Source organism: Robertmurraya sp. FSL W8-0741 (assembly GCF_038004005.1).
GTDB lineage: Bacteria > Bacillota > Bacilli > Bacillales > Cytobacillaceae > Robertmurraya > Robertmurraya siralis.
Map to the genome: position 1 here is coordinate 3,123,696 of NZ_JBBOQG010000001.1, position 24,624 is coordinate 3,148,319.

A 24,624-nucleotide genomic window follows, 5' to 3' on the forward strand; every position below is an offset into this window, starting at 1 on the left:
ATTTACGCACTTAAAAGAGTGAGCAAGCTGCTCACCCTTTAACTTTGTGGCTCTTCCTTGTAGTCGCAATTCACACATTGGACCTGAATTCCTTTTTTAAGCTTTTTTTCAACTAAGAGGCTTTCACATTTTGGACAGCTCCGAGGGAGCGGTTTATCCCAAGATATAAAATCACATTCTGGAAAACGATCACAGCCATAAAAAATACGTCGTTTTTTACTTTTTCTTTCTATGATATTTCCTTCATGACATTTTGGGCATTTAACACCAATCTCTTTAACAATTGGCTTTGTATTACGGCAATCTGGGAAATTGCTGCATGCCATAAATTTTCCATAGCGCCCCATCTTAAATACCATTGGACTGCCGCACTCTGTGCAGTCTTCTCCAGCGGGCTCATCTTTAATTTCGACTTCAGCCATTTCTTTCTCAGCCTTCTTTAATTGCTTCTCAAAGCCTTTATAGAAGTCATCGATGATTTCGACCCATCTTGTTTTACCTTCTTCAACATAATCAAGATCCTGCTCCATTTTCGCAGTGAACTCAACATCAAGAATTTCCGGAAAAAACTCCATAATTAATTGCAGGACGATTTCTCCCAGTTCTGTTGGCACGAAACGCTTATTATCGAGGGCAACATACCCTCTTTTTTGTATGGTGTCCAGTGTAGGTGCAAAGGTGGATGGCCGTCCTATCCCAAGCTCCTCTAAAGTTCTAACTAGACGCGCTTCAGTATAACGCGGAGGGGGCTGAGTAAAATGCTGCTTCGGTTCAATATCCTTTTTCAGCACTTCATCCCCCTCTTTAAGGTCAGGGAGCATATTATTCTTATTCTCTTCTGTTTGATCGTCTGTACCTTCAACATATACCTTCATAAAACCGGGGAACTTGATTTTTGAGCCTGTTGCTCGAAACAGCACATCACCATTTTTCAAATCAACACTCATTGTGTCCATAATTGCAGGAGCCATTTGACTTGCTACAAAACGCTCCCAAATTAAACGGTACAGCCTTAACTGATCACGGGACAAGTACTCCTTCATCGTGCTCGGTTCACGAAGTGTACTCGTTGGGCGAATCGCCTCATGGGCATCTTGGGTATTAGAATTTTTCTTTTCTTTCCGCTTTTCTGTTTGTAAAAAGGAGCTTCCATAAGCGGATTGAATAAATTCAGCCGCCTCATTTTGAGCGAGCTCTGAAACCCGTGTTGAATCCGTTCTCATATACGTGATTAAACCAACTGTCCCTTCTTTGCCCAAATCGATCCCTTCATATAATTGCTGGGCAAGCATCATCGTCTTTTTCGCACGGAAATTCAATTTGCGAGCAGCCTCTTGCTGTAATGATGATGTTGTAAAAGGAGCAGCAGGATTCCTTTTTCTTTCCTTTTTCGTAACTGAAGTTACAGTAAACTTGTTTCCTTTTACTTGTTCTAAAATTGCGTCAACCTCTTCTTTAGATTTCAGCTCTACCTTTTCTTTGCTAACTCCGTAAAAAGAAGCATCGAAGGTATCCTTTCCTTTTAAAAACTGGGCATCAATTGACCAATACTCCTCTGGCACAAAATCTTTTATTTCTTTCTCTCTGTCCATAATAAGTCGCACCGCTACCGATTGGACTCTCCCAGCACTTAACCCCTTTTTTACCTTTTTCCAAAGAAGAGGGCTAATATTATAACCAACGAGACGATCAAGAATTCTGCGCGCCTGCTGTGCATCGACTAGATTCATATTGATTGGACGCGGATGTTTAAACGACTCTTTAATCGCGTCTTTCGTTATTTCATTAAAAACAACGCGACAGTCTGAATGAATGTCCATATCTAGACTATGGGCAAGATGCCAAGCAATTGCTTCCCCTTCACGATCCGGGTCAGCCGCTAGAAAAACTTTCTTCGCTCTTTTAGCAGCAGTCTTTAACTCTTTTAAAACAGGTCCTTTGCCACGTATAGTTATATATTTCGGCTCGTAATTATGCTCAACATCAACACCTGTTTGGCTCTTTGGCAAATCACGAATATGCCCCATAGAGGCCTTTACTTTATATTTTTTTCCTAAATACTTCTCAATCGTTTTCGCCTTTGCCGGCGACTCAACGATTACAAGAAAATCAGACATCAATTGTCCTCCTTAAGAGGGATTATAAGATTTAAAATAATTTTTCAATGGGAAGTTTGTCCTTTTATCCATACATTTATCATTCATCCCATATTTATCAGCATTTCCCATCGAAATCATACATAAAGTCGCTTCATTTAAATTTTAAATATTCACTATTATTAAACAGATAAATATCAATTGTCAAGAATAGTATATTTTATCCATGCAAATACAAAACAAAAAAATATGTAATACCTGATGCAAAATGTATACCAGTTTTAAGATAATTTCAACCTTTTTTCGAAAAATTTATTTTTTGTTCATTTTCTAAAAAGGTGTTCAACATTGTAGCAGCATAGTTTGCTCAAAGGCTTTGTTATATGTCGGTGTTGATTTTGGGCTCATTTTCTTTCTGATTCCATGAAACCTTTCAGTATAACTGAAAGGCATGTGAAACTTTGGTTTCACATCCAATAAGCCAAAAATCATTTTATCAACAATTCTATTTAACAAAGCTTACTCGAAAAAAGCTTGCTAATAATTAAGCTCTTCTAATATATCTTTTCCGCTAAATACAAGTTTTGCGCCCTGCTGAATAAGTTCATTTGTTCCAGTGGATGTAGTGCTGAATATATTTCCTGGGAGTGCAAACACTTCTCTTCCCTCATTTACAGCTAAATTTGCTGTAATGAGCGAACCGCTTTTTTGCTTTGCTTCCACAATAAAGGTTCCATTGCTCATCCCACTAATAATACGATTTCTCAGCGGGAATTGCCACCTTAAAGGGAGCGAATGTGGCGGATATTCGGATAATACAAGCTGATTCCTCATCATTTCTATTGCTAATTCTTTATTTGTCTTAGGATAGATATGGAATAACCCTCCTGCGATAACTGCAATCGTCGTACCTCCAAGCCGCATTGATGTCTCGTGGGCAATGGTATCAATTCCAATTGCTAAACCACTAACAATGACGACCCCATCCTCAATCAAAGTTGGGAAGATCGCTTCAATTGCTTTTCTTCCATATTCAGTAGCATTTCTTGAACCGACAACAGCGAGCTTTAGCTGCCGCTGCAACAAGTCGATTCTTCCTTTCCCATACAGTACCCATGGAGGCTCATAAGTCTCCCGCAATATATCCGGATACTCATCATCAAAAAGGGTGATCATATGGATTTGATTTAATTCGTATTGGCGGATTTGTTCATAAATATAATGAGAGTGAAAGTTTTCAAGGAGTTTTTTTTGTAATTGAGGGAGAAAGGAAGGGAATTTCTTCTTTTCAAAAAGGGTGGACAGATCTGGATCATGTTTTAGCAATTGATAAATCGTCTTCCAGCCAATTCCTTTACAGTGGTGTAAGGAAACAAGCCTTCGTTTAAATTCATCCATATTATCACTCCTCTTTTTATTATGCAAAGCTTTATTGGATGTTGTGTTGATTTTTGGCTCTCTCTGATTCCATGAAGCGATGAAGAAAACTTATTTCTCACATCACAGACCTTTTTTGCATAACTGAACAACGTGGCAACCAAAGTTTCACACGAAATGAGAAAAATCGCTTAATCAACAATTTGGTTTAACAAATTTCTATTCAAAGCTAGCCCCTTCCTGCAGAAAGGACTAGCTTTGTGCATTTAATTAATGTGTTTTACATTTTTCATAAAGCCCTTGTTCTTTTAAAACTTTAATTAATGTTTCGCCCATAACTGAAGGAGTATCTGCTACGGCAATTCCACACTCATTCATAACGCGGATTTTTTCATCAGCGGTTCCTTTACCACCTGAAATGATTGCTCCTGCGTGGCCCATGCGCTTTCCGGGAGGAGCTGTACGACCACCGATAAATCCTACTACCGGTTTTGTCATATTGGCCTTCACCCATTCAGCTGCCTCTTCTTCAGCAGTACCACCGATCTCACCAATCATAATGACTGCATACGTTTCAGGATCTTCATTGAATGCTTTTAAAACATCAATAAAATTCGTGCCATTGACTGGATCTCCACCGATTCCCACTGCTGTCGTTTGACCGATACCAGCTTCTGTTAATTGATGCACAGCTTCATAAGTTAGTGTTCCGGAACGCGAAACAACTCCCACATGACCTTTCTTATGAATATAACCAGGCATTATTCCAATTTTGCATTCGTCAGCCGTAATTACACCCGGGCAGTTTGGCCCAACGAGACGGGTTTTCTTACCTTCCATATAACGTTTCACTTTAACCATATCTAGTACAGGAATATGTTCAGTGATACAAATCGCAAGCTCAAGCTCTGCATCCACCGCCTCAAGGATGGCGTCAGCTGCAAACGGCGCAGGTACATAAATAACTGAAGCAGTAGCGCCAGTTGCATCCACCGCTTCCTTAACCGTATTAAATACGGGCACGCCCTCTACCTCTTGACCGCCTTTGCCAGGTGAGGTTCCCCCCACAATTTTTGTTCCGTACTCCAGCATTTGTTTTGTATGAAAAAGGGCAGTAGAGCCTGTGATCCCTTGCACAATAACTTTTGTATCTTTATTAATAAATACGCTCACGAGATTTATCTCCTTTCTGATATCCGACTAACAACATGGGTAATTCGTCATTACCCACCGTACATTTTTAGCACATTACAAATAAAACGATTAAATTAATCGTGTTGAAGATATTATCCTACTAAATTAACAATCTTCTGTGCACCATCTGCCATTGAGTCAGCGGAAATAATTTCAATATCGGATTCAGCGAGAATCTTCTTGCCAATTTCCACATTAGTCCCTTCTAAACGAACTACTAATGGAACGCTGAGTCCAACCTGCTTCGCTGCCTCAACAACTCCAGTTGCGATCACATCACATTTCATAATGCCGCCAAAAATATTAACAAAAATGCCTTTTACGTTTTGATCAGAAAGGATGATCTTAAATGCCTCTGTTACTTTCTCCGCTGTAGCACCGCCACCAACATCTAGGAAATTGGCCGGTTCACCGCCGTAATGCTTCACGATGTCCATCGTTGCCATTGCAAGCCCAGCACCATTAACCATACATCCGATATTGCCATCGAGTGAAATATAGCTTAAATCATATTTAGATGCTTCAATTTCCTTCGGGTCTTCTTCTTCTAAATCACGGTATGCTAAAACATCCTTTCTTCGATAAAGGGCGTTTGAATCAAAGTTTAATTTCGCATCCAATGCCATAACATTTCCGTCCCCTGTAACGACAAGAGGGTTAATTTCAGCAATGGAGCAGTCTTTTTCAATATATGCTTGATAAAGACCCAACATAAATTTGACGGCTTTATTCACCAATTCCTTAGGAATATTGATATTAAAAGCAATTCGTCTTGCTTGGAATGGTTGTAAACCTACAACAGGGTCAATCTCTTCTTTAAAGATCTTTTCCGGAGTTTTCTCTGCAACTTCCTCAATTTCTGTTCCGCCTTCTTCAGAAGCCATTAGAACAACACGAGAAGTGGCACGATCCAATACTAGACCAACATAGTACTCCTTTTTAATATCGCAGCCTTCTTCAATCAATAAACGTTTTACTTCTTTTCCCTCTGGACCCGTTTGATGTGTGACAAGAGTCTTGCCGAGAATTTCGCTAGCATATGTACGAACTTCATCTAAGTTCTTAGCAACCTTTACACCGCCTGCTTTTCCACGTCCCCCAGCATGAATTTGTGCCTTAACAACACAAACTTGCGTTCCTAGTTCCTTCGCTGCACGAACAGCTTCTTCCACGGTGAAAGCCACTTTTCCGTTAGGAACGGATACCCCAAAGCTTTTGAGGATTTCCTTACCTTGGTACTCGTGAATATTCATTTCCCATCCTCCTTATTGTTGTAAAAGGATTTAAAAAACTTTGGTATCGTTACGACTATTACCAACCTTTTACTGACCAATCTTACTTCCTAAAATTAGACTGCGCTTTCATTTTATAAGACTAAAAATAAGTTGTCTACCATTATGCCAAAAATAATAATTTTCTTTCTAATCAATAAAATCTGAAATCACAATCACTCCATGATTATTTTTGTTTTTTGGCTATAGAAGAACTCTCCTTTTTCCCTGCCCCTGCCTCTCGGTTTGTTTTATAAATAAATGCAAACACCTCTGCCACTGCTTGATAGAGCTCTTCCGGAATTGTCTCATTTATATTAAGTTTGCTCAATAGTTCCACTAGAGCAGCATCTTCCTGAATAGGAACTTCATGCTTTGCTGCTTGTTCTAATATATTCTCAGCAATGAGCCCTTTCCCTTTTGCAATTACCCTCGGCGCATCCTTTGCTCCACTGTCGTAGCCTAAGGCTATCGCTTCTTTTCTCCGCTCCAGTTCCTCATTTTTCATATTCTAATATCAACTCCACTATAAGAACTAGATTGGTATTGCTGCTCTTTCTTCTTTATCCTTGGGACGTCTTCTACAGTTTGGCGAAAGGAAATACTTGTTAAAGTAAATCCTAAGTGATGGAGGTTTTCCTTCAAGCTGTCGATAAATGGTTCAGCGCTAACCTTTATTTTTTCAGTATCATTGATAATAGTCATATTCATGATCCGATTTTGAATTTGCATATCGACGATTAACTCATTGAGATGGTCTAACTCTAAATAAAAAAGCACTCGGCAAAATGCCGGATCAATTTCACCATTTTCTTTTTTTCGCCCACTCCATTGCACCGTCAAATCCGTTTTCTTTTCCCAAAAGGAAAGAGGAACTTGCATTACATAATGGTTAAGAGGAGACACTTCCTGCGATGAAAGCTGAACACCTGTGATTTTGTACAAAAGCTGTTCTGCTTCTCCCTTAGCTGTTCCAGACTGCTCCCCATTCACGAAACGGAGAAGAAGAGCTTTGAGGACGTCAAGCTTTTGCACATCGCCCGTTTTATCAAACATAGAGAGCGCGTATTTCGACTCATAATCAAAGCCTATCTTTCCTATTAGTGAACGAAGCATGTCCGCAACATTTTTACCTGAATCAAGCTTGATCAGTTCTTCATGCGCATCATTGGCGATTTTTTGTACCATCATCATTTCCTCTTTGGCAAATTGAAATGGAACTTTTTCTGGTATATTAGTAGGATTATCCAATAATTGCTGAAAAAATGGCATCGTTTGCGGAAACTTGCCATCGGAAGAAAATAAAGATACGATTTGTTTCAGAGTAAGCATGCCGTTATCCATTTCTCTAGCAAGAGCGGACTTAACAAGTATAGCTGTCAGTCCCGTTTGATTTTGGCGAAGCGCATCCTCTATTCGGCTTCTTTCGTTATTCCCTATAGAAGTTACACCAGCTTTATCGATTAGTTTGTTGGCAGCAAGTATAAGCAGTTCTCTTTCTTCTCTGTTATCAACTATAGAAAGTTTTTGCAATAGAGAGAAGGCAGTTCTAGAAGAAGTTATTCCTGAACTATTAAACCACTCTTTAAATAAATGGGCGGTTGCTCTTTCCGCCACTTTCTCCCTCCCCGTCTGTACCATTTCCTCAAGCAAACGGAGCAGTTGCTGCCCATCTTTTGTTATTTGTGCAGAAGAACTTAAATTGGCCCGTAACACGTCCATCAATTGATGCATTGGTTCATTTTTTACTGTTGCAAGCACACTGTTAAAAACCTCTTTTGTAAGCGGCAGCTGCCGCGACATCATTTCCTTTAATACCTCAAGTCTAGCTGGCTCTCTTTCATGCTCTTGCAGCAACCGCACCGCTGCTTGAGCTAGCTCTTTTGTAATAGGTAGCTTCTCTTTCAACAACAACTGGATGAGCTCTTTATGTTCATTCGTCTCAGATAGGCCCAACTGCTTTAACAGGCTAATTATCGGATGTTGATCGTGTCCGCCTGAATCATCAATTGGCAATACCTTTAAATGGATACGGCCATCATTCGAATGGATTTGAAACCAGTATTTTCCGCCAGATGATAAAGGAACTTCGAGTTTTGCAATCATTTTTTGGCTACCGACTTGCACTTCAGCTGTCTGATTAGGAAACAGCTTGCCAATTCGTCCATAAATAATTTGTCCTGGTTGAAAAGTATTTGTTTGCACACGTACATTCTGCTGTTTTTGCAAGGACTGAATAAAATTTGAAATCATCTTCTTAATCCTCTCATTTCATCATACTTTTAATCGGTTCAAAGCTCTTTCGATGATATGGGGTCATTCCATGTTTTTCTAGAGCTACGAGATGTTCTTTCGTTCCGTAGCCCATATTTCGTTCAAATTGGTAGAAAGGGTATTCGCTATGCAATTGCTTCATTATCGCATCTCTCATCACCTTTGCTATTATGGAGGCGGCAGCGATGGAAATACTGTTCGCATCACCTTTTATAATCGCTTGTGACGGATATGGCGTATCCAGTTTCATCGCATCTATTAACAAATACTCTGGTGCAAAAGGCATTGCCGCGATCGCAGATAACATCGCCTTTTTAGTTGCTTCATAAATATTTACTTGATCGATTTCTTCTGGCTGAATAATTCCGACTCCAACAGCAAGTGCATGTTCTTGTATATACGCATAGAACTCTTCACGTTTTGCTTCAGTCAACTTTTTTGAATCATCAAGACCTAATAGTTGAAAATCCTCCGGTAGGATTACAGATGAGGCAACGACGGGACCTGCAAGCGGGCCCCGCCCCACTTCATCAATTCCTGCGATTAACTTATATCCTTGCTTATAAAGGTTTCGTTCAATGCGAGACATGTGAGAGAATTTTTCCAGCGCCTGCTTTTTTTGTTGTAATTGCCGTCCGTACTTTTCGAGTAAACGTTGCACTCCTTTTCGAGCATCGGGCTTTATTTCTTCGAGAAAGGGATCATTCTCATCATTTATTTTTGCTAGTTTTTCTTCAATCTCTTTAATTGTATAAATCGTCAAGGTTAAATACCCCTTTTCTTAACACGTTCTTATCATATGTATCGGTTTGGTCAGAAAAAAATAAAGACCTTCAATTTGCTAAAGAAGGTCTTTACTTTTTACAGTTTTTAGTTTCACTATGGTCCTACTTTCACATAGAATAGTGGACTCGGCTGCTTTTAATAGTCATTTATTCCCCATATTGCGGTTTTTCGAATGAGAGTGGTCCCAACTGTTCTGAACGAATATCGCGAATGACAAGCTCTGCCACTTTGTCATAATCGACTTCGCCACCGCTCATAAGCGCTCCCCTTCTTTTACCGATTTCATTAAAAAGCGTTACAATTTCTTCTGGAATATGTTGTAGCTGATAACGCTCTTTTAAACGCTGTGGATATTCTTTCTCCAAGAAGCGCAAACCATAGATGCTAACATCTTGGAGATTTAAAATCGTATCTTTTATTGCTCCAGTAAGTGCAAGCTTTGATCCTACTTCCTGATCCTCAAATTTCGGCCACAAAATCCCAGGAGTATCTAATAATTCGAGTTCTTTTCCCACTTTAATCCATTGCTGCGCTTTGGTCACACCAGGAGTATTACCCGTTTTGGCAATATTCTTCTTTGCCAAGCGATTGATCAATGTTGATTTTCCAACATTTGGAATACCAACAATCATTGCTCTTATTGCCCTCGGTTTAACGCCTTTTGCCTGCATTCGAGCAAATTTTTCTGTCAGGATCCATTTAGAAGCGGAAACAATCTCCTTCATTCCTGTACCAGCCTGAGAATTAATTGCCAAAGCCTTTATTCCCTGTGCATCAAAAAAATGAATCCATTCCTTCGTTACTTCTTTATCAGCCATATCAGCTTTATTTAATAGAACCAGCCTTGGTTTATGTTGAATGATTTCATCTATCATCGGATTTCGAGAGGAATGGGGTATCCTCGCGTCAACTAGTTCAAAAATAATATCAACCAGCTTTAGCTTCTCTGTCACCTGCCGGCGCGCTTTCGCCATATGTCCTGGAAACCACTGTATCGTCATCGCAGCACCTCCTCCCTGAACGGCATATTTATTTGTTCCATACGATTTTTAGTTTTCCTATTTTACAATTCGAATATCATCTAATGGCCAATATATCATACTTGTATTACCTAAAACTTTTTCCATCGGAATTGTCCCGATATGACGACTATCTTTGCTATAGCGACGATTATCTCCCATCACAAATAAATGTCCCTCAGGAACAACCTCTTGGCCTGTAACTTCTTCAAGTGTAAATGGCTCTGTCAGAGGCCCATCAATGACTTGATTTTTAAAATCATCGAGATACGGTTCTTCATATGCTTCTCCGTTGACATATAGCGTGTCATTTCGATATTCAATCCTATCTCCCGGGAGACCGATTACTCTCTTTATGTAGTCCTTTTCCTCTGGTGCATGAAAAACAATGATGTCAAACCTTTCTGGTTTGCCAATCTTATAGCTGAATTTATTCACAATCATTCGATCCTGATCATGTAATGTCGGCATCATCGATAAACCATCTACTACGATAGGGGCGAATAAAAAATAGCGTATAAAAGCTGCTAGCACGACAGCAATAAGAAGTGCTTTTATCCATTCCCATAGTTCATTTTTTTTCTTAGCCACTTTCTCAATCCCCACCATTCTTAAAATACACTAAAATTACAAATCCCATATTATTAGAGTAAACTATGATAGCCAATGAAATCAAACAAAATAAGCCAGAGCGCCAACAGAAACGATTGCTTACGCTGCCTTTGCTATCGCTCAATTTCGCAAAGTTTTTTATCAGTAAAACGAGCTCTACTTTAATCAAGCCTTCAGAGCTTAGGATTTGTTATTTCTAAACATGCTATTATGTAATAGTAGAAAAAGCAGAAAAGATTGTCAAAAACATGCCTCCTAACAACAAAGGAGCCTGCAAGTAAAAATCCTTAATAGATCTTTACATAAACAAGCTCCTTCCATTGTTAGGCAGCCGAATCAATTTCAATTCTTCTGCTTTTTTTGTTTAGCTTCAAGCTAAAGTGCTCTACACTTTTGGTATTATCGGATTTCTTTAATACGAGCTTTTTTACCACGTAGGTTACGTAGGTAGTAAAGTTTAGCACGGCGAACTTTACCGCGACGGATAACTTCAAGCTTCGCAATTTTTGGTGTGTGTACTGGGAATGTACGCTCAACGCCTACACCGTAAGAAATTTTACGAACTGTGAAAGTTTCGCTAATTCCACCACCACGACGCTTAATCACAACACCTTCAAATAACTGAATACGCTCACGAGTTCCCTCGACAACTTTAACGTGTACACGTACAGTGTCACCAGGACGGAAAGTAGGAAGATCAGTGCGAAGTTGTTCTTTTGTGATTTCTTCGATTAATTTTTGCATCGTTTTCAACTCCTTCCAACAGATGCTCATGCATCACTGTAGCTCATTAATTGCAGCGGAACATCGTTATAAGACAAAGACTTGCACATCTAAGTCACAAGAAGTATCATACCATAACGTTTAAGCAACTTCAAGCTTATTTTTTAAGGCTTTCTATTTCATGAAGCCATTTTTTTTGTTCATCTGTTAGTTCAACTTTTTCCAGAAGCTCAGGCCTCCGTTCGTACGTTCTTCTTAACGATTCTTTTGCTCTCCATTCATCGATTAGGCGATGATTCCCGGAGATAAGTACGTCAGGGACCTTCATTCCACGAAAGTCGGCAGGCCTTGTATAGTGTGGATGCTCTAGCAAGCCGGTGCTAAAAGAATCTCTCATATGTGATTCTTCATTTCCAAGAACTTTCGGGAGCAGCCGGACAACGCTATCAATAATCACCATAGCCCCCAGCTCGCCACCAGTTAATACGTAATCACCGATCGATATTTCGTCAGTAATGACATGTTCTCGTATTCTTTCATCATAGCCTTCATAATGCCCACAAATAAAAATTAGATGCTTTTCTTGCGCCAATTCTTCTGCCATTTTTTGATTATAGGTTTTACCTTGTGGACAAAGAAGGATAACCCTTGGCTTATCACTCTCAGCCTGCTCTTTTAAATGGGTTACAGCGTCAAAAATAGGCTGTGGTTTCAACACCATGCCAGCACCGCCACCATACGGATAATCGTCAACCGTTTGATGTTTGTTATCGGCAAATGTACGAAAATTGACAACCTGATAGGAAACGGCCTTCTGTTCAGCAGCTTTTTTTAATATCGAGCTACCAAATACTCCTGGGAACATTTCTGGAAACAAGGAAAGGACATCAATTTTCATCATGATAGTAAACCTTCCATCGGTTCGATTAGAATTATTTGTTCTTTTACGTCTACCTTTTTTACAACCTGTTCAATATATGGAATCAATATATCTTTACCACTTTTCCCTTTGACGACCCAAACATCATTTGCCCCAGGAGTTAAGATTTCTCTCACCTTTCCAACCTCTTCTCCTCTTGTCGTAAATACGAGGCAGCCGATAATTTCATGAAAATAAAATTCATCCTCTTCCAATTCTGTTAGTTGATTTTCATGGATTTTTAAAATGCCGCCTTTCATCGGTTCCACTTCGTTCACATTTTCATAACCCTTAAAAGTTAATAAATCAAAATTTTTATGAACTCGATGTGTACCCACAATTAATTCCACTGGCTCCTTTGAATCCGGCATAAATAAATATAATTGATTGCCAGGAGCATATCGCTCTTCAGCGAAATCTGTTTTTGAAATAACACGAACTTCACCTTTAATTCCATGAGTATTTACAATTTTACCGACATTAAACCATTTTTCCAACAGTTATCACCTCTAACGAATTTCCGCAACGACGCCGTCTTTAATGACAATCGTTTTGCTCGTAGCAATGTCCTCCCAAGTGTCTCCAATTTTAACCTCTATGATCCCTTGAATTTCCTTTTCTTGCAATTCACTACCTAAAGGTAGCATATGTAATTGTTCTATTTGAAAATCGAGAAGCTTCATTTTTTCTTGGCGAGTATGCAGTTCCTTCTCAAATTGTTTTGTTAAATTTCCTAATGGATATTTTTTCGTCTTCTCTAGTTTTTTTAACTCAAATCGAAGCTGTTCACACTCTTTTTTTAACTGAAGCAAACTTTCTTCGTACTTCTGATGAAGCTCCGCTCTGCTTTTCTCTGTAAGCACTTGCTTGACGACAATTTTTTGAAGAATATTCATACTCTCTGCCTCCCTCATTTAATTATGAAAGGTTACTGCTAATAAAGTTTATATATAATTTTTCAAACATGCTCTTACAAAAAAAAGGAGGGGATTCTCCCTCCTTTTTGCTGTTATTCTTGTAGACTTAGAGCTTTACTCAACAATTTCTAAAAAGACTTTCTTCTGTCCAGTCGTTCCTGCGGCATAGACAACAGTTCGAATAGCTTTAGCAACTCGCCCTTGTTTTCCGATTACCTTCCCCATATCGCTTTTATTCACGTTTAGTTTATACGTAATCCGGTCAGACTCTTCCGCGACATCTACTAGAACATCCTCTGGAAAGTCCACAAGAGGCTTGACAATTGTTTCAATTAGCTCTTTCATACGTCTTACTTGCTGTACTTAGCGTTATGGAATTTTTCCATAATGCCTTGCTTAGAGAATAAGTTACGAACTGTGTCAGATGGCTTAGCACCGTCTTGTAACCATTTAAGAGCTAACTCTTCATTGATTTCTACAATAGCCGGCTCAGCTACTGGGTTATAAGTTCCAACTGTTTCAATGAAACGTCCATCACGAGGAGAACGTGAATCAGCTACTACGATACGATAAAAAGGAGATTTTTTTGCTCCCATACGTTTTAAACGAATTTTTACTGCCATAATTAATAGCACCTCCGAATAGTTTCACACAAGATAAAATAATAACAGATTGTTAAATAGTTTGTAAAGTGTTTTTTCTTGTCAGTTCATAAAATAATGTAAGATTTTATTGGAAAGGATTGAATGGCAGATTAAATCCACCTTTTTTCTTTCCTTTTTTCTTCCCTTTTTGCTGCATTCCTGTCATTTGTTTCATCATCTTTTTCATATCCTCGAACTGCTTTAATAAACGGTTCACCTCAGGGACTGATGTTCCGCTTCCTTTTGCAATTCTTTTTCTGCGACCTGCCGTAATGATTTCCGGATGAATTTTTTCCTCTTTCGTCATCGACTGGATGATGGCTTCGACATGGGTAATTTGCTTCTCGTCAATTTGCATATTGTTAAGACCTTTAATTTTGTTAGCGCCAGGCATCATCTTCAGAAGCTCGTCAAGAGGCCCCATATTGCGAACCTGACCAAGCTGCTCTAAAAAGTCATCTAAAGTAAAGGAAGCGGTTCGCATCTTTTTCTCCATTTCCCTTGCTTTTTCTTCATCGACATTTTCCTGCGCTTTTTCAATTAAAGTTAAAACATCTCCCATGCCAAGAATACGGGAGGCCATTCTTTCCGGATGAAAGGATTCTAACGCATCCAGTTTCTCCCCGAGACCAATAAATTTAATCGGGGTGTTCGTAACCGAACGAATGGAAAGGGCTGCACCACCACGTGTGTCCCCGTCAAGCTTTGTTAAAACTACTCCAGTTAACCCAAGCTGTTCGTTAAAGCTTGCAGCAACATTCACAGCATCCTGACCAGTCATGGCATCAACAACAAGGAAAATTTCATTCGGGTTTGCGAGCTCTTTAATTTCCTTTAACTCGCCCATCAAAGCCTCGTCGACATGAAGGCGACCAGCTGTATCAATTAAAACATAGTCATGATGGTCTTCCTTCGCTTTCGCAATCGCTTGTTTCGCAATTTCAACAGGACTCACCTGATCACCAAGTGAAAACACTGGCATATCCAGTTGTTTGCCAAGGGTTTCAAGCTGTTTAATTGCTGCAGGTCGATAAATATCCGCTGCTACAAGCAAAGGGGTTCGATTATATTTCTTGCGAAGTAAATTCGCGAGCTTTCCTGTCGTTGTCGTTTTTCCGGCACCCTGTAATCCCACCATCATGATGACAGTCGGCGGACGATTCGATACAGCAATCTTGCTTTCCTCGCCCCCCATAAGATTGGTGAGCTCCTCTTTCACCACTTTAATAACCTGTTGGCCAGGAGTTAAGCTTTTTAACACTTCTTGCCCGACAGCACGCTCGCTCACCTTTTTAACGAATTCCTTAACAACTTTGAAGTTAACATCCGCTTCTAATAAAGCAAGGCGAACCTCACGCATCATCTCTTTGACATCCGCTTCAGAGACTTTCCCTTTACCACGGATCTTTTGCATGGTACTTTGCAGTCGGTCGGCTAATCCTTCAAATGCCATCTTGCCGCCTCCTAATCCAATTTCTCAAGCTCGGCTACTGCTTCAAGCAACGCCTGCTTCGACGGAGCATCTTCATTTAATACTACTTTTATTTCATTCAGTAGCTTGCTCCGTCTTTGGAATTTATCGAATAAAAGTAGCTTTTCTTCATACTCCTCGAGCATTGCTTCTGTGCGCTTTATATTATCGTACACAGCCTGTCTACTCACACCGTATTCATCAGCAATTTCCCCTAAAGAGAAATCATCAAGATAGTAAAGAGACATATAGCTTTGCTGTTTTGGTGTTAACAAGGATTGGTAAAAATCATATAAATAATTGATTCGCGTCGTCTTTTCGAGCACACCGCATCCCTCCTTGTTAAGTGAAAAGCCTTTACATTGACAGTTTACACGCATCGATATGGGATGTCAACGTAGGTTTCCGGAATTATGATGAGTTTTTTAGGAATCATGCATTTTTTTTCGAAATTGCGGCATGTTTTTCCGGAATTATTACCAGTTTTTCCGGAATTAAACGATTTTTTCCGAAAATCTAAAACCAAAACAAAATGCCCGGCACAGCAAATACCGAGCATCCGACTATTATTCTATCTCTTCTTTTTCCACTAAATCTGCAAATAAACCATAAACGTATTGCTCCGCATCAAATTCCTGCAGATCATCCATTTTTTCACCGAGACCCACGAATTTTACTGGAATGCCAAGCTCATTACGAATCGCTAGGACAATTCCTCCTTTCGCAGTACCATCTAATTTTGTCAATACAATTCCGCTTACATTTGTCGCTTCCTTGAAGGTCTTTGCTTGGATTAATGCATTTTGACCAGTCGTTGCATCAAGGACTAAAAGAACTTCATGCGGTGCATTTGGTACCTCTCTTTCAATGACACGCTTTACTTTTTCCAATTCCTTCATTAGATTAACCTTATTTTGCAGGCGTCCTGCTGTGTCGCAAATTAATATATCAGCATTTCTTGATTTAGCCGCTTGAACAGCATCAAACATAACCGCCGCTGGATCAGAACCTGCTCCCTGTTTTATGACATCGACTCCAACTCTTTCTCCCCATACCTCAAGCTGTTCGATTGCCCCTGCTCGGAAAGTGTCACCTGCTGCAAGAACAACCTTTTTGCCTTCAACTTTGAATTTGTGAGCAAGCTTTCCAATCGTCGTTGTTTTTCCAACGCCATTAACACCAACAAATAAAAGAACCGTCAATCCTTCAGCTTGAATGTTTAATCGCGAAGTCTCATCTTCCCCACCTTGATAAATTTCAACAAGCTTTTCAGAAATAACACCTTGCACTTCAGCAGGGTCTTGAATATTTTGCCGCTTTACTTCCATTTTCAATTCTTCAATTAACTCCATCACCGTTTCAAAGCCAACATCTGCTTGAATTAAAATCTCTTCAAGTTCTTCAAAAAAGTCTTCATCCACTTTGCGATAACGGGCGACGAGATCATTGACACGGCCTGAAAAACTGTCTCTCGTCTTCGTTAAGCCATCCTTAAATTTTTCTGTTACCGCATCGGTTTGCTTCGTAATCTTTTCCTTTAATTTCTTAAAAAAACTCATTTTTAATCATCCTTTACCATTTGCAATCTTCACGATTTTACTAGTTCATTCATTTCTTCTAGCCTTACAGACACTAATTTTGAAACACCCGACTCCTGCATGGTCACACCATACAGAACATCTGCACCTTCCATCGTACCTTTTCGATGGGTGATGACGATAAACTGCGTTTCATGACTATATCGTTTTAAGTATTGACTAAATCGATGAACGTTCGCCTCATCAAGAGCTGCTTCCACCTCATCCAATATACAAAACGGAACAGGTCTTACCTTTAATATCGAGAAAAGAAGGGCAATTGCTGTTAACGCTCTTTCTCCACCGGAAAGCAGGCCAAGGTTTTGCAGCTTCTTGCCTGGTGGCTGCGCCACAATTTCAACACCGGTATTTAATAAATCATCCGGATCAGTAAGGCGAAGATCAGCTCGTCCACCGCCAAAGAGCGCTTGGAAAACGTACTCGAAATGTGAACGAATTCCATAAAACGTCTGTTCAAAGCGTTTTTTCATTTCTTCATCCATTTCGCCAATCACTTGGAACAAGGTGTCCTTTGCCTCTTGAAGGTCGTTTTTCTGTTCCAATAAAAATTCATAGCGCTCTGAAACACGCTCGTATTCTTCAATTGCACCGAGATTGACAGTTCCTAATTCTTCGATTGCTAGCTTAATAAGCTTTACTTTCTTTCTCGCTTCATCGACAGGTATCGTTAATAAATATTCTTCCTTTGCCCCTTCATAGGAAAGCAAGTATTCCTCACGCAGGCGCGCTAAGCGATTTTCAAGTTCCACATCAAGACGTGTTAACTTCACTTCTTCATCCTTTAATACCCCAATTAACCCTTTATGCTGACGCTTTAATTCTTTCACTTCAAGCTCCGCATCCTCCACTTGATTATGAAGTTGAAGACGCTCCTCGCGCCGGGCAGAGATTAACTTCATCGTCTCATTTTTATCCTGAGCCTTACGATTTGCTGCTTCTTCCAAATGTTCCTCTCCAGATGTACTATCAGTCATTTCTGTTGAAAGCAACTGTAGATCCTCGGAGATCGTTGCAAAGGCTTCCTTATTTTCTTCAAGCTCAAACGTCGTTTTCGTAAGTTTTTCACGTGCATTGCGTGATTGTTCATTTTTCGCTGCAAGCTTGACCTTCAATTCGCTAATTTCCTCGACCAGTGCTTCTTTAGATGAAATTTGTGAATTTTTTTGCTCTGTCAATAAAGTGATTTCTTTATCCAATTTAGCTTTTTCTTTCTCAGAAACAGCTAAAAGATTTGTTAATTCCACTTTTCGAGCCGAAAGTTTTTCTTTTTCTTCCCCATACTGAGAAATATTCATATCGTACAAGGCAAGTTTTTCATTCATATTCTTTTCTTCTAACTCAACCTCACGTAGCTCTCCTTTTATGGATTGCTCCAGCAAACGGAGTTCTTCCCCATTTCTTCGGAGCTCTTCAAGGTGAGCTTCTTGCGCTTGAATATTGGATTTAACTTGCTTAACTTGCTCTTCTTTAACAGCAGTTTGCTGCTCCATTTCCCCAAGCTTTGCAATTAATTCCTCTAGCTCACCCTTTCTACTTAAAAGAGAAGACGACTTTTGCTTTAGGGCACCACCAGTCATCGCTCCACCAGCGTTAACAACGTCACCATCCAAAGTAACGAAACGACAGCGATACTGAAGAATTCTTGCCATTTCATTAGCACCTTTAAGGTCTTTTGTAATTACGACATTGCCAAGGAGACTTGAAATCACTTGACCATATTTCTCATCATGGCGAATAAGCTCGGCAGCTATACCGACATAGGCTGGGTGTCCACTTATCGATTGCTGCTGTTGAGCGGACAATGATTTTCCTTTAATTACATTTAACGGTAAAAATGTCGCCCTTCCAAACGAATTCTTCTTTAAATATTGGATGGCATGACGGCCGCTCTCTTCGCCAGCTACAACCACATGTTGCATCGCACCGCCAAGCGCCGTTTCAATTGCGACCTCATATTCTTTTGGAACTTGAATAAGCTCGGCAATGGCTCCTTCAATACCAGAGAGCTTGCTGTCTCTTGCTTTTAAAACCTCTTTAACACCCTGGAAAAACCCGGAATAATCGTCTTCCATCTCTTCCAACATATCTTTTCTTGATTTCGCCTTTTGCAAATATTGATAAGCTTGATAGAGAGTTTTTTCTTGCTTGTCATATTGATTGCGCAAATTTTCAAGCTTATTTTGCTCATTTCTGAAAATATGCACCTGCTGCTCCAGCTCTTTTTGCACTTCCGTTAATTTCGCAAGAATACCTGCTCGTTTATTTTCAATAAGGCGGCGTTCTTCCAGATATTTCTCGTTGTCCTCTTCCAAACGCTTGCTGCGATGATCTTGTTGTCCAAGCTGCGCCTCAACATTTTGCAATTCATTTTTATATGTGGCCTGCTGATTCAAAATTTCAATATAATCACTCTTCAAAGATTCAATTGTCTCTTCAATATTTTCACTGAAAAGCTTTAATTGCTTCTGCTTCTCTACTAAGGTTTCCTCAATCTCAGCTGCTTCATTTTCAAGGGTCGCCGCCACCGCTTCTTGCTCTGCTTTTTCCCTTTCCAGTTCATCTATCTTCAATGATAATGTTTGAATATTCTTTTCAAGTTGCTCTTTATTTTGCTTTGCGTTCTTTTTTCTTTCCTTTAAAACTTCCTTCCGTCCTTCAAGTTTTTCTAATTCTTCACTGGCATGAAGGAGAACGGTTTGAAGATCATTGATCGATTCATCTAATGCAGCAATTTGCTCTCTCATTTCCACTACTTTTGCTTCTTTTGTTTGTAAAGTAGAAGACAACTGCATTTCGACTTGTTTATGATTTTCTAATTGGGCCGATAATTGCTCCCACTTTCCATGCAAATCTTCAATCTCATAAACGGTAAGAGCTACCTCAATTTTTTCAAGCTCCTCCTTTTGCTGAAGATAATCTTTTGCAATAGAAGCTTGAATTTTTAATGGCTCCACTTGCCCTTCAAGTTCATGAATAATATCATTAACACGATTTAAATTTTCCTGTGTTTCTGAAAGCTTCCCTTCCGCTTTCTTCTTTCTCGTTTTATATTTTAAAACTCCGGCCGCTTCTTCAAAAATCGTTCTTCTTTCTTCAGCTTTACTATTGAGAATTTCTTCAACTCTTCCTTGACTGATGATTGAAAACGCTTCTCGACCAAGGCCGGAATCCATAAATAAATCAACAATATCTTTAAGGCGACAGCTTTGTTTATTAATAAAGAACTCACTATCTCCAGAGCGATAAACTCTTCTTGTTACACTTACCTCTTGATAATCAATCGGCAGAAATTGATCCTCATTCTCTAAAGTTAAAGTAACTTCAGCAAAGTTCAGTGGTTTTCTCGAATCGCTACCTGCAAAAATGATATCTTCCATTTTTGCTCCACGAAGGGATTTAGCTGATTGTTCTCCAAGCACCCAACGGATTGCGTCCGTAATATTGCTTTTACCACTTCCGTTAGGTCCAACAACTGCTGTCACACCAGGGACAAAGTCGACCCCAATGCGTTCAGCAAAAGATTTAAACCCTACTACATCCAAACGTTTAAGATGCACGTTTGTATCCCCCTTCGATCCTTATCATCTATCGGTTACACTTGCAAAAATATCCTCTTGTAATCTTAATTCTACAGATGTGCTTTTAGTTTTTCGAGAGCCATTTGGGCCGCATGCTGCTCTGCTTCTTTTTTTGATCTACCTGTACCTACTCCTACTTCCTCCCCATTCAAAGACACCTGGGAAATGAACTCCCGATTATGAGCGGGTCCTTTTTCTTGCAAGACTTTGTATTCTATTAATCCAGATCCGTCTCTCTGTACATGCTCTTGCAATTGACTTTTAAAATCCATCACATGAGAAAAAGCACCAGCATCAATTTTCGGAAATACAACCTTCTCTAAAAATTGCACAACTGCATCAATTCCTTTATCCAAAAACAAAGCACCAATAAACGCTTCAAATACATCAGCTAACAATGCGGGTCTCGTTCTTCCTCCAGTCATCTCTTCCCCTTTGCCTAACAGCACATACTCGCCAAAGGTGAGCTCGTTAGCAAATGCCACTAAAGAAGGCTCACAAACAACAGCTGCTCGCAGCTTTGTAAGCTCTCCTTCACTCATTGTTGGATACTTATTATAAAGAAATTGAGACACTGTTAATTCAAGAACTGCATCTCCTAAAAACTCCAGCCTTTCATTGTCATCATAAGGCTTTTTGCGATGCTCATTCACATATGATGAATGAGTAAAAGCTTGTATAAGTAATTTTACATTGGTAAAATGCACACCTATTTTATCTTGAAAGTCTTTAAACTGTCTATCCCTATTTCGTAATGCCCATTTGTCCTTATCTTTACCACTTTTACGCATCCTGCATCCACCTTGCTATATTTTTACATTCTAGATTCAAGTGTACTTTTATTTCCTTTAAAACGCAAAGAAATTCTTTAAATGCCTATCATCATGAAGGAGCTTTTTTAATCCAAAGCTCTTTCTATAGAAGAAAGCCCCGTTAAAAACGGAGCTTTTAAAAGACCTTGCATTATGAATTGGCTTGTATGTAATTAACTGCGTCACCAACTGTTTGGATTTTTTCAGCATCATCGTCAGAAATTTCCATATCAAACTCATCCTCTAATTCCATAACTAGTTCAACGACATCTAGTGAATCCGCACCAAGATCTTCTTTGAAAGTTGCTTCAAGTTTTACTTGAGATTCTTCCACACCAAGGCGGTCAACGATAATTTTTGTTACTCTTTCTAATACTTCTGCCATGCTTGTTCACCTCCCCTCAAGCCATTATAGATGATTTTATTTTAAATTAAAATCTCGTTTTCACTTTTTTAAGGATAAATCTTTATCTTGCATGGTTGCGAATGTCTCCACTTCCCCTTAAATGTTTCGGCTATTTCCCGCCTCTTAAAATTACATCACCAATGCAACTTTATATAATATAGCTTTCAAACATTTGGGTACTCCGTTGGTTTCGTTTTACATGATCATTCCGCCGTCAACATGTAAAGTTTGACCAGTCATGTAACGGCTCTCTTCTGAAGCTAAGAAAGCGACAACTTTTGCAATATCTTGCGGTTCACCGAGACGAGCAAGTGGAATTTGCTTTAGCATCTCTGCCTTCATCTCTTCATTTAATTGATCCGTCATATCTGTCGTAATGAAGCCTGGCGCAACTGCATTAACAGTAATTCCTCGTGATGCCAATTCCTTCGCAGTCGTTTTAGTTAGACCAATCACCCCTGCTTTGGCGGCAACATAATTCGCTTGTCCAGCATTTCCGCCTACGCCCACGATCGAGGAAATATTAATGATTCTCCCGCTTCTCTGCTTCATCATTTGACGAGTGACCGCTTTTGTACAAAGAAAGACACCTTTTAAATTTGTATCAATAACTGCATCCCAGTCTTCTTCCTTCATACGCATAAGCAGATTATCTCGAGTGATGCCAGCGTTGTTGACTAATATATCAATACTTCCAAATTGCTCTATTACTCGTTTCATCATATTAGAAACAGCATCTCCATCTGCAACATCTGCCTGGACAGCAAATGCTTCGCGTCCTAAAGATTTGATTTCATCCACGACGTCATTTGCCATCTTTTCACTACCAGCATAATTTACCGCTACATTGGCGCCTTGTCTTGCCAGTTCCAATGCTATTTCTCTTCCAATTCCCCTTGATGCACCTGTTACTAAGGCATTTTTCCCTTCAATCTTCATTGTACTCCCTCCTTCATTGCTTCATACACAGTCTTAAAGCTTTCTTCATCTGAAACAGCATAGGTTGCAACCGTACGATCGATTTTTCTCACTAATCCTGATAGAATCTTTCCAGGACCAATTTCAATAAAAGTATCAACACCAAGTCCGATCATTCTTTTCACTGTATCTTCCCATTGAACGGGGGAATATAATTGCTCAATCAATTTATTTTTGATTTCACTTGGCTCTACCATCTCCGTTGCCGATACATTTGCGATAACAGGTATGGTTGCTTTTTCAATTTTCACTTCATCGAGGACAGCCGCTAATTTAGCAGACGCTGGCTTCATTAAACTTGAATGAAACGGCCCACTGACCTCAAGAGGAAGAACTCTCTTGGCCCCAGCTTCTTTCGCTTTAATGGAAGCTAATTCGACCCCTCTGCGAGAGCCGGAAATCACGATCTGACCAGGACAATTTATGTTCGCCAATTGAACAGGATGTCCCCCAGTCGTGACCTCTGCCGTAACTTGCTCGAGTTCGTTGCGCTCTAACCCAAGTACCGCTGCCATTGTCCCTTCTCGATTAGGAACGGCTTCCTCCATAAATTCTCCTCTTCTTCGAACAGCATATACCCCATCTTCAAATGAAAACGCGCCAGCTGCAACAAGAGCTGTGTATTCACCCAAACTATGGCCGGCAACATAATCGGCTTTAATGTTAGCCTGCTTAAAATAATGTAAGATTGCAATGCTCGTCGTTAACAATGCTGGTTGGGCATAAGTTGTTAATGTCAGTTTTTCCTGCGGGCCTTCAAAAATGATGTCTGAAAGTGCAAAGCCTAATCTTTCATCCGCTTTTTGAAAAATAGCCTTCACAGATTTATCTTTTTGTGCAAGTGTTTGTCCCATTCCAACCGTCTGGGAACCTTGTCCTGGAAATATAAAAGCAATTTTCCCCATTAAAAATCTCCTTTCGGTAGATTAATTCGATTTTTCTTCGAGCGTTTCTTTAATTGTTTGAATCACTTCTTTTTGAACCATTTCACGGGTTTGACGCACTGCATTATAAAGTGAGTTTGCATCTGAAGAGCCATGTGCTTTAATGACAGGTGCCTTTAAACCAAATAATCCAGCACCACCATACTCAGAGTAATCCATTTTTGCCTTTAAAGCTCTTAAATTAGGCATTAAAACAGCAGCGGCAAGCTTCGATTTTAAATCACTTGAAAGAACGGTCTTCAACATATTAAATACTGACATCGCTGTTCCTTCGATCGTTTTCAATACCATATTGCCAGTAAATCCGTCCGTGACTACTACATCAGCAACACCATCTAATAAATCTCGAGCCTCGACGTTGCCAATGAAATGAAGGTTAGAGTTCTGCAACAGCTCAAATGCCTGCTTCGTCAGCTCATTGCCCTTTTTCTCTTCCGTTCCAATGTTTAAAAGTCCAACACGCGGATTTGCAACGCCTCTCACCTTGTCGCAATAGATCGAGCCCATTATTGCGTTTTGTAATAAGTGCTCTGCTTTTGCGTCAACGTTCGCTCCGACGTCAAGTAATAAAAATCCTTCTCCGCCAATTGTTGGCAGGGTCGGGGAGAGGGCAGGCCGATCAATTCCTTCTATACGGCCAACAACAAATAATCCTGCCGCCATTAATGCGCCTGTATTCCCAGCCGAAATACAGCCATCAGCCTCTCCATCGGCGACAAGCTTCGCAGCAAGCACCATGGACGCGTTCTTTTTTCTTCTCACTGCACGAACAGGTTCATCCGTTCCTAAAATCACTTCTTCGGTATGTACAATCGAAATTCTTCCTTCATTTGAAAGATACTCCTTAATCTTCCTTTCATCACCAACTAAGATGATTTCCAAGTCAGAAAAGGCCTCAATGGCCTTCATTGCTCCAAGTACAATTTCCTTTGGGGCGTGATCTCCACCCATAGCATCAATGGCTAATTTCATTATGCCTCATTCCTTATATTCAGTTTAGTAAAA

General features: G+C 39.8%; 24 protein-coding genes. All 24 read right to left on the bottom strand.

Annotated features, from left to right (window positions below):
• Positions 1-38: 38 nt before the first annotated feature.
• Positions 39-2,117, bottom strand: coding sequence for a type I DNA topoisomerase (gene topA / locus NST02_RS15145; RefSeq protein ID WP_137742831.1), 2,079 nt, complete (start codon positions 2,115-2,117; stop codon positions 39-41).
• A 516-nt stretch (positions 2,118-2,633) separates the two neighbouring features.
• Positions 2,634-3,494: a DNA-processing protein DprA gene (gene dprA, locus NST02_RS15150; RefSeq protein ID WP_137742830.1), complete on the bottom strand. Its 861-nt coding sequence runs from the start codon at positions 3,492-3,494 to the stop codon at positions 2,634-2,636.
• 249 nt (positions 3,495-3,743) lie between these two features.
• Complete coding sequence (gene sucD / locus NST02_RS15155) at positions 3,744-4,646, bottom strand: succinate--CoA ligase subunit alpha (RefSeq protein ID WP_095308034.1); 903 nt, start codon at positions 4,644-4,646, stop codon at positions 3,744-3,746.
• Between the two features lie 113 nt (positions 4,647-4,759).
• A complete protein-coding gene (gene sucC / locus NST02_RS15160) occupies positions 4,760-5,920 on the bottom strand; it encodes an ADP-forming succinate--CoA ligase subunit beta (RefSeq protein ID WP_095308032.1) in 1,161 nt (386 codons plus the stop codon).
• A 205-nt stretch (positions 5,921-6,125) separates the two neighbouring features.
• Positions 6,126-6,446 carry an EscU/YscU/HrcU family type III secretion system export apparatus switch protein gene (locus tag NST02_RS15165; protein ID WP_095308030.1) on the bottom strand — a complete coding sequence of 107 codons (321 nt, stop codon included), beginning with the start codon at positions 6,444-6,446 and terminating at the stop codon, positions 6,126-6,128.
• Entirely contained in the window at positions 6,443-8,191 is a 1,749-nt protein-coding gene (locus NST02_RS15170; protein ID WP_137742829.1) for a hypothetical protein, read from the bottom strand. Before NST02_RS15170 ends, NST02_RS15165 begins: the two co-directional genes overlap by 4 nt.
• Before the next feature lie 13 nt (positions 8,192-8,204).
• Positions 8,205-8,975 carry a ribonuclease HII gene (locus NST02_RS15175; protein ID WP_137742828.1) on the bottom strand — a complete coding sequence of 257 codons (771 nt, stop codon included), beginning with the start codon at positions 8,973-8,975 and terminating at the stop codon, positions 8,205-8,207.
• Positions 8,976-9,144: 169 nt separating this feature from the next.
• Entirely contained in the window at positions 9,145-9,999 is an 855-nt protein-coding gene (gene ylqF, locus NST02_RS15180; RefSeq protein WP_137742827.1) for a ribosome biogenesis GTPase YlqF, read from the bottom strand.
• Positions 10,000-10,056: 57 nt separating this feature from the next.
• Positions 10,057-10,608, bottom strand: coding sequence for a signal peptidase I (lepB, locus tag NST02_RS15185; RefSeq protein ID WP_095308022.1), 552 nt, complete (start codon positions 10,606-10,608; stop codon positions 10,057-10,059).
• A 420-nt stretch (positions 10,609-11,028) separates the two neighbouring features.
• Complete coding sequence (gene rplS, locus NST02_RS15190; protein WP_095308019.1) at positions 11,029-11,373, bottom strand: 50S ribosomal protein L19; 345 nt, start codon at positions 11,371-11,373, stop codon at positions 11,029-11,031.
• A gap of 136 nt (positions 11,374-11,509) precedes the next feature.
• Complete coding sequence (gene trmD, locus NST02_RS15195) at positions 11,510-12,250, bottom strand: tRNA (guanosine(37)-N1)-methyltransferase TrmD (protein ID WP_170943544.1); 741 nt, start codon at positions 12,248-12,250, stop codon at positions 11,510-11,512.
• On the bottom strand, positions 12,250-12,768 hold the full coding sequence (gene rimM / locus NST02_RS15200) for a ribosome maturation factor RimM (RefSeq protein WP_095308015.1): 519 nt from the start codon (positions 12,766-12,768) through the stop codon (positions 12,250-12,252). Before rimM ends, trmD begins: the two co-directional genes overlap by 1 nt.
• Positions 12,769-12,780: 12 nt before the next feature.
• Positions 12,781-13,167 carry a YlqD family protein gene (locus NST02_RS15205; protein WP_095308013.1) on the bottom strand — a complete coding sequence of 129 codons (387 nt, stop codon included), beginning with the start codon at positions 13,165-13,167 and terminating at the stop codon, positions 12,781-12,783.
• Between the two features lie 135 nt (positions 13,168-13,302).
• Positions 13,303-13,533 (bottom strand): KH domain-containing protein, encoded by a 231-nt coding sequence (locus NST02_RS15210; protein WP_095308011.1) that lies wholly within the window; start codon positions 13,531-13,533, stop codon positions 13,303-13,305.
• A 5-nt stretch (positions 13,534-13,538) separates the two neighbouring features.
• Positions 13,539-13,811 carry a 30S ribosomal protein S16 gene (rpsP, locus tag NST02_RS15215; protein ID WP_095308009.1) on the bottom strand — a complete coding sequence of 91 codons (273 nt, stop codon included), beginning with the start codon at positions 13,809-13,811 and terminating at the stop codon, positions 13,539-13,541.
• A gap of 106 nt (positions 13,812-13,917) precedes the next feature.
• Positions 13,918-15,285, bottom strand: coding sequence for a signal recognition particle protein (gene ffh, locus NST02_RS15220; RefSeq protein ID WP_095308008.1), 1,368 nt, complete (start codon positions 15,283-15,285; stop codon positions 13,918-13,920).
• Positions 15,286-15,296: 11 nt separating this feature from the next.
• On the bottom strand, positions 15,297-15,629 hold the full coding sequence (locus NST02_RS15225) for a putative DNA-binding protein (protein ID WP_095308006.1): 333 nt from the start codon (positions 15,627-15,629) through the stop codon (positions 15,297-15,299).
• A 240-nt stretch (positions 15,630-15,869) separates the two neighbouring features.
• Complete coding sequence (ftsY, locus tag NST02_RS15230; RefSeq protein WP_095308004.1) at positions 15,870-16,862, bottom strand: signal recognition particle-docking protein FtsY; 993 nt, start codon at positions 16,860-16,862, stop codon at positions 15,870-15,872.
• 29 nt (positions 16,863-16,891) lie between these two features.
• Complete coding sequence (gene smc / locus NST02_RS15235) at positions 16,892-20,458, bottom strand: chromosome segregation protein SMC (RefSeq protein WP_340949237.1); 3,567 nt, start codon at positions 20,456-20,458, stop codon at positions 16,892-16,894.
• 71 nt (positions 20,459-20,529) lie between these two features.
• Positions 20,530-21,270 carry a ribonuclease III gene (gene rnc / locus NST02_RS15240; RefSeq protein WP_340949238.1) on the bottom strand — a complete coding sequence of 247 codons (741 nt, stop codon included), beginning with the start codon at positions 21,268-21,270 and terminating at the stop codon, positions 20,530-20,532.
• A gap of 172 nt (positions 21,271-21,442) precedes the next feature.
• The gene (gene acpP, locus NST02_RS15245; protein WP_095307998.1) at positions 21,443-21,676 is read right to left on the bottom strand and encodes an acyl carrier protein; all 234 of its coding nucleotides are present in this window, start codon (positions 21,674-21,676) and stop codon (positions 21,443-21,445) included.
• 216 nt (positions 21,677-21,892) lie between these two features.
• A complete protein-coding gene (fabG, locus tag NST02_RS15250; protein ID WP_137742822.1) occupies positions 21,893-22,636 on the bottom strand; it encodes a 3-oxoacyl-[acyl-carrier-protein] reductase in 744 nt (247 codons plus the stop codon).
• Positions 22,633-23,580 (bottom strand): ACP S-malonyltransferase, encoded by a 948-nt coding sequence (fabD, locus tag NST02_RS15255; RefSeq protein ID WP_340949239.1) that lies wholly within the window; start codon positions 23,578-23,580, stop codon positions 22,633-22,635. The genes fabG and fabD overlap by 4 nt, the downstream gene beginning before the upstream one ends.
• A gap of 21 nt (positions 23,581-23,601) precedes the next feature.
• The gene (gene plsX, locus NST02_RS15260) at positions 23,602-24,591 is read right to left on the bottom strand and encodes a phosphate acyltransferase PlsX (RefSeq protein ID WP_095307992.1); all 990 of its coding nucleotides are present in this window, start codon (positions 24,589-24,591) and stop codon (positions 23,602-23,604) included.
• Between the last annotated feature and the right edge of the window lie 33 nt (positions 24,592-24,624).

Excerpts from the sequence above, each read along its gene's own strand:
- topA (WP_137742831.1), bottom strand. The coding sequence starts at position 2,117 with ATGTCTGATTTTCTTGTAATCGTTGAGTCGCCGGCAAAGGCGAAAACG.
- dprA (WP_137742830.1), bottom strand. The coding sequence starts at position 3,494 with ATGGATGAATTTAAACGAAGGCTTGTTTCCTTACACCACTGTAAAGGA.
- sucC (WP_095308032.1), bottom strand. The coding sequence starts at position 5,920 with ATGAATATTCACGAGTACCAAGGTAAGGAAATCCTCAAAAGCTTTGGG.
- NST02_RS15165 (WP_095308030.1), bottom strand. The coding sequence starts at position 6,446 with ATGAAAAATGAGGAACTGGAGCGGAGAAAAGAAGCGATAGCCTTAGGC.
- NST02_RS15170 (WP_137742829.1), bottom strand. The coding sequence starts at position 8,191 with ATGATTTCAAATTTTATTCAGTCCTTGCAAAAACAGCAGAATGTACGT.
- ylqF (WP_137742827.1), bottom strand. The coding sequence starts at position 9,999 with ATGACGATACAGTGGTTTCCAGGACATATGGCGAAAGCGCGCCGGCAG.
- rplS (WP_095308019.1), bottom strand. The coding sequence starts at position 11,373 with ATGCAAAAATTAATCGAAGAAATCACAAAAGAACAACTTCGCACTGAT.
- trmD (WP_170943544.1), bottom strand. The coding sequence starts at position 12,250 with ATGAAAATTGATGTCCTTTCCTTGTTTCCAGAAATGTTCCCAGGAGTA.
- NST02_RS15205 (WP_095308013.1), bottom strand. The coding sequence starts at position 13,167 with ATGAATATTCTTCAAAAAATTGTCGTCAAGCAAGTGCTTACAGAGAAA.
- NST02_RS15210 (WP_095308011.1), bottom strand. The coding sequence starts at position 13,533 with ATGAAAGAGCTAATTGAAACAATTGTCAAGCCTCTTGTGGACTTTCCA.
- rpsP (WP_095308009.1), bottom strand. The coding sequence starts at position 13,811 with ATGGCAGTAAAAATTCGTTTAAAACGTATGGGAGCAAAAAAATCTCCT.
- ffh (WP_095308008.1), bottom strand. The coding sequence starts at position 15,285 with ATGGCATTTGAAGGATTAGCCGACCGACTGCAAAGTACCATGCAAAAG.
- ftsY (WP_095308004.1), bottom strand. The coding sequence starts at position 16,862 with ATGAGTTTTTTTAAGAAATTAAAGGAAAAGATTACGAAGCAAACCGAT.
- rnc (WP_340949238.1), bottom strand. The coding sequence starts at position 21,270 with ATGCGTAAAAGTGGTAAAGATAAGGACAAATGGGCATTACGAAATAGG.
- acpP (WP_095307998.1), bottom strand. The coding sequence starts at position 21,676 with ATGGCAGAAGTATTAGAAAGAGTAACAAAAATTATCGTTGACCGCCTT.
- fabG (WP_137742822.1), bottom strand. The coding sequence starts at position 22,636 with ATGAAGATTGAAGGGAAAAATGCCTTAGTAACAGGTGCATCAAGGGGA.
- fabD (WP_340949239.1), bottom strand. The coding sequence starts at position 23,580 with ATGGGGAAAATTGCTTTTATATTTCCAGGACAAGGTTCCCAGACGGTT.
- plsX (WP_095307992.1), bottom strand. The coding sequence starts at position 24,591 with ATGAAATTAGCCATTGATGCTATGGGTGGAGATCACGCCCCAAAGGAA.